The sequence below is a fragment of the Mesotoga sp. UBA5557 genome (assembly GCF_002425715.1).
Taxonomy (GTDB): domain Bacteria; phylum Thermotogota; class Thermotogae; order Petrotogales; family Kosmotogaceae; genus Mesotoga.
In genome coordinates, this window is sequence record NZ_DIMV01000008.1 from 21535 (window position 1) to 29701 (window position 8167).

4 protein-coding genes are annotated in these 8167 nt (G+C 47.1%); 2 read left to right on the forward strand and 2 right to left on the reverse strand.

All coding sequences use genetic code 11. The features are described from left to right. Positions 1-2 precede the first annotated feature (2 nt). Together B3157_RS00745 and miaB are read right to left on the reverse strand one after the other, a co-directional pair. Positions 3-1286: a nucleotidyltransferase gene (locus tag B3157_RS00745; protein ID WP_292588071.1), complete on the reverse strand. Its 1284-nt coding sequence runs from the start codon at positions 1284-1286 to the stop codon at positions 3-5. 1857 nt (positions 1287-3143) lie between these two features. Further along, positions 3144-4448 carry a tRNA (N6-isopentenyl adenosine(37)-C2)-methylthiotransferase MiaB gene (gene miaB / locus B3157_RS00750; protein ID WP_292588073.1) on the reverse strand — a complete coding sequence of 435 codons (1305 nt, stop codon included), beginning with the start codon at positions 4446-4448 and terminating at the stop codon, positions 3144-3146. Between the two features lie 186 nt (positions 4449-4634). On the opposite strand from miaB, the gene B3157_RS00755 reads away from it, so the two are divergent. Together B3157_RS00755 and B3157_RS00760 are read left to right on the forward strand one after the other, a co-directional pair. Beyond that, positions 4635-5414 (forward strand): trypsin-like peptidase domain-containing protein, encoded by a 780-nt coding sequence (locus B3157_RS00755; protein WP_292588075.1) that lies wholly within the window; start codon positions 4635-4637, stop codon positions 5412-5414. Positions 5415-5528: 114 nt separating this feature from the next. Continuing rightward, a partial coding sequence (locus B3157_RS00760) for an InlB B-repeat-containing protein (RefSeq protein WP_292588077.1) occupies positions 5529-8167 on the forward strand: 2639 nt, incomplete at its 3' end.

Below are 8167 nucleotides of genomic sequence, written 5' to 3' on the forward strand. Positions count from 1 at the left end.
GGCTACCGCTCCTGTCTGTAGTAAACAATTTGTGATAATAGATCAGAGCCTCTTGCTCTGCTTTCGGGATACTTGTAGAGACTTGAGTAAAATCTTACGGCTGTGAAATCCCTCTTCAGCTGTGCCTCAAGCAAGTCAACATCTATCTTCATTTCATCTTTGAGAGATTTGTCTACTACTTTTCTCCATAAAGAAGCAGTGGTTATGAATGGGATGTTCGTTGAGTGCTTGATGTTCGAAAGATGAGTTCTTCCCTTTTCATTGAAGCCCAGTATCCGAATGTATTGAGGGCCGAGTTCGTTGCTTCTTCTTATTAGGTCATCGGTGAACTTGAAGATGGGATAGTACATAAGCCGTCTGATTCTAGATAAGGTGAACCGCTTCGATTTGACGCAGTGCAGAAACCCTTCAAGACTACCTTCTATGGAACATACTTGAAACCTCGCGTCTAGACCTTCGACGAACCCATAATATCGGCAATAATCCTCTCTTGATAAGAGCCTGAAGAAGGAAATAAAAAAGGATTCAACATCTTCTTTGAAGACGGGACCTCTTCCGCACCTGATTTCCCGAAGGATTATATCAAGGGATTCCTTTGGCATTGTTTGAGAAGCGGTCTCGATATTGCCATTTTGAATCAGCCTTCTGATTGCCGTTGCGGAAGAGAATTCTCCACGATGCTCTTCATCAGTATAAGAAGCTCCGACTCTCCTTATTGAGTAGGGAATCATCTTGCTCTTTATCTCTTGAATCGCTCTCAAGTATTCCACACCCAGGATGTTGTTGGATGAACCTATCTCTTCAATTCGGTGTGAAAGAGCCGCATTTTCAGTATGTATGAAGTCTCTCAGAGCATACTTTCTGGCATTAGGAAATGAATGACCTGTCTTAAGATGTCTCTTCAAAAGATCTTGATAGTGTTCGGGTTCTTTGATCAGAACTTTGGACACGGCCTTCATGAGGTCTATATCGTCTGTCTCGCTCCCGAAAACGACATCTGTTACTCCCACATGGTCAAGCGTCCATATTGATCCCGTTGCGAACCCTCCGGCGTCCTGCAAGGAGTACACTACCGGCAATTCGAGAACCAGGTCGACACCTTGCTCTAGAGCAGCTTTTGCCCTTGCAAACTTCTCGACAATTGCAGGCTCTCCTCGCTGAACAAAATTGCCGCTCATCACCGCAACGGTGACATCCGGGTTCACAATCTCTTTCGAATGTGAAAGATGATAAAAATGGCCATTATGAAAGGGATTGTATTCCACAACGAGACCAAGCACCTTCATTTACTGACCTCCAATTTGAAGAACATATCGCGTTGCTATTCTTATTATCGATAACACAACCCGTTACTATGGAGCCATTATCACAAGCTTAAGCCAGATATCTTCGGTGGAAAAGGGCGTCTTTGGATCAGATCATAATCAATTTAGAGGTGAAAAGTTAGAGGTCCGAAGATCAAGATTAAACGCAACGCCAGGTCAGGCTGAACTTGATCAAACATCTTGCCCCTGCTTTTTTCCTCTCGAGTGTATATTCACTACCTATTCTGCTATAGATTCAGTCATGTCAAAAGGCCTGTCAACCGCCCTTCGAAAGAGTCGCTGCACGCAGTATTTAACCGTCCTTCGATAAGAGTCGCTCAATGCTTGAGAGAACAAGCTGTTCGCTGAAGACCACGCTGTCCGTCACAGGTCGCCGTTCTCTGAGAAGACCGGTTAGAAACATCCCGTCGGCGATGAAACCATCGGCGCCCCTCTCGAGAGCTCATCATTACCCGCATCATCTCTTTGATGCCGAATCATTTTGCTTCCTAGTTCCAGAATCAGTCATCACTATCAAATAGACTTGACTATGCGAATATCTACACTCTTATTCTTTAGCCCCCCGCTTGAGCAACTTATCATTCAACACATCATCTTCTTTGGAGTTTGATCATCTCGCTTCTTACTTCCAGAATTGTCATCATTAGCAAATGAACCTGACTATATGCTCTTGATCTACAATCCCAATTTGAGCGGGGCGGGTGTTTGCGACCTGAAGATCCGCTTTCAAAATACGCTGCACGCTGAGCGCTGTGAAAAGCCAAGAAGCAAAAACAGAGACTGGCGGGGTCCTGACGTCTGTCCCGTTTTTCGCTATCTATCTTCAAAGGCCAACACCCTCCGCCACTGCGTGGCCCTCCTCCCTCAAGGGAGGACTTAAGGTCAGGATCATCAAGAGCCAAACACAGCATACCTTGTTGAGGGAGAAGGAGTATCATATTATTCCTCACTAACTCCCTAACTAAAGATAATAATGAGTCTCTCGAAAGAGGACTCAAAAGAAAGGTCGTTCTGAGAACCTCACAACCCGTCATGCTCAAGAGAGCCGTCCTTGGTCCTTCGCCCCAAATCATGGACCCGTCCTTCGAAAGAGCAGTTGCAAGTTGCCAGTTCCAAGTTGCAAGTGCGGGACAGACAAATCAGATTAGAAATGCCGCGATCTGTCGGTCATGCTTGAACCAGATCCGTCCTTGGTCCTTCGTCCAAGACCATGAACCCGTCCTTCGAAGAACGGTTCTTCGTTCCGACGCTGCGCGTCCAGGTTCGTGGTTCTTTGTCAAGGATTCCGTCATGCTGAAATTGTTTCAGAATCCCGCTCCTAAAACGCTGATAGCTGATGAAAATAACGTTGTCGTTCAAAAGTCCTCCGTTCTCCGAGAAGGCCGGCTAGTCACACCCCGTCGGCGATGAAGCCATCGGCGCCCCTCTCGAGAGGGGATTAAAGAGCTTTTCAAAGCTTCTGAGATGCTCCGGATCCGTGCCTGTCCCTGCCCTCTTTGCTTTCCCCTTCTCGCTATTCTTTGAATAAATGGTTTGACCAAAAACGACTTACAGATACTTGTTCCGGAACGAAAAACATGTTTCCTGGGCGAGCGGTGAACCGCTCATCGGTGAACCAGTTTCAACTCGATCTTCCCTACCGAGCCCGCAAGCCCGCCCCTCCGGTCTCCCTCGTGCCCAGAACGAAGAACAGATTGTCGCTCTGGAGCGAAGATGTTTCGGTCTCGGCGGCGGTCTCGGAGAACGGTGAACATTCAACGATCAACGAGTTTCATTTTGCTCTTTCCTACCACGAACCTGCAACCCCGCACCCCTGTCTCATGGTGTAATTACTCCATACAACGGTCCCGCGGATACTCTATCTACTTTGATCTTAACAGATTTGCCGATCAGTTCGGGTTGTGCTTCGTAGATGACGATTTTGTTGTTCATTGTTCTTCCGTAGATCTTGCCGTTTCCTTTGATCTTGCCTTCGCCGATTACATCTATAATTCTGTCAAGATACTTCTCGTTTTCTTCCCTGTTGATGTGTTTTTGCAAAGCGAGAAGATCATTGAGCCTTCTAGTCTTCACTTCTTGTGGAACATCATCAGCCATCTTTCTTGCAGATATCGTGCCTTCTCTGGGTGAATACATTGCCAGGTTGATTCGTTCAAATCTGATTTCCTTCACAAGCGAAACCGTTTCTATGTACTCCTCTTCTGTCTCCCCGGGAAAGCCGATAATAATATCAGTGCTCAAGGTTGCATCAGGAATTCTTGTTTTGACACGCTCGATGAGATCTAGATAGTACTCTCTCGAATAGCCCCTGTTCATTGATTTAAGAATTCTATTGCTTCCCGATTGTACTGGGAGGTGAATTGAGCGTGATATCTTATCGGATGAAGCTATAACATCTATCAGTTCGTCACTGAAGTCCCTCGGATAGGAGGTTAGGAACCAGATTCTCTCAATCCCTTCTATTCTTGAAGTCTTTCTAATAAGATTTGCAAGGGACGATCCATCATCCAGATCCTTGCCATAAGAGTCGACATTCTGTCCCAAATAGGTAATCTCTCTATAACCCCTTCCAGCAAGTCCTCTTGCCTCGGATAGGATGTCTTCCATTTCCCTGCTCTTCTCTCTTCCTCTTGTATATGGCACAATGCAGTAAGAACAGAATTTGTCGCATCCAAATATTATGGTAATCCAAGCGTGATGCGAGCTAGTCCTAATTCTAGGAGTATCCGAATCGAGTTCATCAATGAAGTCGCCCATCTCTATGAATCTCTCGCCCGACTCCGCTCTTCTGAGCAATTCACCTACTTTCGTAATCGAGCGTGTCCCAAAAACGAAGTCGACCTCTTTGTGAGTAAGCAGTTCGGTGGCATTCTTCTCGGCTACACATCCGCAGACACCTACCAGAAGTCTCCCGTTCTTCTTCTTAAGCGCCTTCAGTTGGCCTAGTTTGCCGTACAGCTTGTCCTCAGATTTGCCTCTTACGGCGCATGTGTTTACGATGATTGCGTCTGCTTCTTCCTCACTGCCTGCAATCTTGTGACCGGCGGCAGAGAGAATACCCATCATAGCTTCTGTATCGTTCATATTCATCTGGCAACCGAATGTCCTGAATGCTACTTTCAAGTGATCACTCCTAATCCGATATCATTGATCAGCTAAATTGTACCGCATTAAGCTAGGACGGGAAACCCCGGTATGTTACCATTCTAATGTGTCACTTTGTACGAAAATGCAAGCGAAAAGTCTCTGGATAGAGACTATCGGCTAAGAGCAGCATCTGAATTCAGGCAACGCTACTGGAGGTGCGAAGTGTTTTCGGAAGCTTTTAGGATAGCAAGTCAGTTCACAAGACCGGTCGTAGTTCTTACGAGAAGCGGTACGGGCAAGGTGTCCGCAACTTGCGGGACCTTCATGATACTTAATCGAGAAGGCTGGATAATAACAGTTGCTCACCTGTGGCAATCGTATTTCTTATACAAACAGCAGCAGACGAAAAAGGAAAACGATCCGGAGAAGAAGATTGAAAATCATTCGTTTTGGTGGGGTGGAGATGGAAAGAGCCTGAAGGATATAAAGCCATTCCCAGAGTCCGATCTAGTTGTTGGTAGACTTGACCCGTTCGACCCCTCTGAGATCATGGAGTATCCCGTTTTCGTGACACCTGAGGAAATGAGTATTGGAACTAGCTTGTGCAGGGTCGGTTATCCCTTTTCTAGAATAAGAGCCTCCTTTGACAAAAAGAACTCCAGATTTTTGATGGACAGCAAGAGCTTGCCATCACTCTATCCGATTGAGGGAATATACACAAGAACCGTAGTGGCTCCTGCATTCAAAGAGGCAAAGACGATTGCGAAATTCATTGAGACCTCTTCGCCAGGTCTTCTTGGCCAGAGCGGCGGGCCGATAGTGGACATGAAAGGGAAGGTCTGGGCAATCCAGAGCAGGACGGTTCATCTGCCGCTGGGCTTCAGCCCGAAACTCAGAAGAGGCGGAAAGGAAATTGAAGAGAACCAGTTTCTCAACGCTGGTTGGGGAGTTCACATAGAAGAAATCATTGAAGCCCTGCGCTACACTAATAAACTGAAATAACCGTTGATATTCTAAGGTACCCCTCTCACTTTGTTGAATAAGATGACAACATGGTAAAATATCTTAATAGCAGGTATTTTAAAATTACATATTTCCTTCAAGGAGCAGATTTCTGTGAAAAAGACTTCATCAGTTTTACTGTCTATTTTGCTTGTTCTTGTGGTTTTCTCGACCCAAGGTTGCTTTCTTTTTCGAAACGTAACTCTGTCAATAGAGAATTCAGAGCTGTCAATTGGAATCGGTGAGTCGGAGCAGATACGAATCAAAGTAAAACCAGAGGATGCTACCTTGAAGTTTTCTTCCAACAACGAATCGGTAGCGACAGTCACAACTTCTGGTATGGTAATCGGTGTCTCTGCCGGAGAGGCAGAGATTACAATTGAGGCGACCAAAGACAAATACAAGAGCGCTTTGAAGAAAGTCAGCGTTCAAGTTGTGGGAGAAGAATCATTTTCCGTAACGTTTTCAGTGATTGATTCATCCGGAGCCGTGCAAGGAGCGAACGTCACTTTCAATAGTGAGACAAAGACCACAGACGCGAGTGGCAAAGCAGTGTTTGCTGGTGTGTTGGCGGGGAACAAGGATTACTTTGTGAACAAGGCAGGCTACAACGAAGCTATTGGAAGCGTTAACGTGGATGAGGACAAAACTGTAGAAGTAACTCTTGAAAGGAAGGCTTACATTATCACTGCGACAGCAGGACCGGGAGGAAGCATAGATCCTTCCGGAGAGGTGGAAGTCGATCATGGAGACAGTATTAATTTCAGTGTAATTGCCGATGATGGTTATGCTATAGAAGATGTAGTTTCTGACGGAGTATCAATCGGGCAAGTCGACAATTACACTTACACCAAAGTTACATCAGATCACACAATCCACGCAACTTTCAAGCTCAAGACCTATACACTGACGACAAACGTAGTAGGCCAGGGAACTGTAACGAAGAATCCGAACAAAACTGCATACGATTATGGAGAGGAAGTACAGCTTACCGCTACCCCGGATGAGGGCTGGAACTTCGCCGGCTGGAGCGGAGACCTTAGTGGTTCTGCAAATCCCGCAAACATAGCAATGGATTCAAATAAGACAGTAACAGCGACCTTCACAATAAAGAAGTACACGATAGCCGCATCGGCCAATCCTCCGGCCGGTGGAGCAATAACTGGAGCCGGGAGCTACAATCACGGAGATGCTGTTAACCTTGTGGCCACTGCAAACGAAGGCTATGAATTCATAAACTGGACAGAGAATGGAGTGCAGGTAAGCGCGAACGCCGCTTACTCGTTCACGGCGACCTCGAACAGGACACTCGTAGCCAACTTCAGATTGAAGACCTACACGATCACCGCGACGGCTGTAGCGGGAGGCAATATAAACCCCGCAGGGAATGTGAATGTTACCCACGGTTCGAGTCAATCATTCACAATAATTCCCAATGCCAGTTATGACATAGGAGATGTCGAAGTAGACGGAGTTTCCGTTGGAGCTGTATCCAGCTACACATTCAACAACGTGACCGCCAATCATACTATTCACGCTACATTCCGACTTAAGACTTACACAATAGCCGTATCGGCCAATCCTCCTGCCGGTGGAACGGTAACTGGAGCCGTGAGCTACAACCACGGAGACACTGTGGACCTTGTGGCCACTCCAAACGAAGGCTATGAGTTCGTCAACTGGACAGAGAATGGAGAGCAGGTAAGCACGAATGCCGCTTACTCATTCGTGGCTACCGCGAACAGAACGCTCGTGGCCAACTTCAGACTGAAGACCTACACAATCACCGCGACGGATGGAGCGGGAGGAAACATAGATCCCTCTGGTGATGTCTCAGTAAATCATGGAGATGATCAGGAGTTTGCTATAACTCCCGATGAGGGCTACAACGTTGAAGACGTACTGATCGATGGGGAGTCTGTTGGACCGAGGACATCGTATACTTTCACTGAAGTCGCTGCTGACCACACGATCCACGCCAGCTTCTCACTTCTGCCTCCTCCAACATATACAGTGACCTTCAACGTGAGCGATAACCAGGGAGCAGTTCAGGGCGCGAGCGTAACATTCTACGGTGAGACAAAGGCCACGGACGCGCAGGGAAAGGCGGTGTTTACTGGAGTGCTGGCTGGCAACAGAGCATATACGGTGAGCAAGATAGGATACAACAACGCGACTGGCAACGTCAATGTCGATGGCGATGAGACAGTCGGTGTGATACTCACAAAGAAGACCTACACGATCACCGCGACAGCGGGGGCTGGAGGTAGTATAAATCCCGCAGGGAATGTGCAGGTAGAACATGGATCGAACAGATTGTTCAACATAACCCCGAATACTGGATACGAGATAGAAGACGTAAAGGTAGATGGAGTCTCTATTGGGGCCGTTTCCACATACAACTTCAAAAACGTCACGACTAACCACACCATTCACGCTACATTCCGACTTAAGAGTTACACAATAACCGTTTCGGCAAATCCTCCGGCCGGTGGAAATGTGAGCGGCGGAGGAAACTACACTCACGGAGATACTGTAAACCTTTTGGCCACTCCAAACGAAGGCTACGAATTTGTCAACTGGACAGAGAACGGGGTGCAGGTGAGCGCGAATGCCGCTTACTCGTTCACAGCGACTGCGAACAGGACACTCGTAGCCAACTTCAGACTGAAGACCTACACGATCACCGCGACGGCGGGAGCGGGAGGCAATATAAACCCCGCAGGGAATGTGCAGGTAGAACATGGATCGAA

Excerpts from the sequence above, each read along its gene's own strand:
- B3157_RS00745 (WP_292588071.1), bottom strand. The coding sequence starts at position 1,286 with ATGAAGGTGCTTGGTCTCGTTGTGGAATACAATCCCTTTCATAATGGC.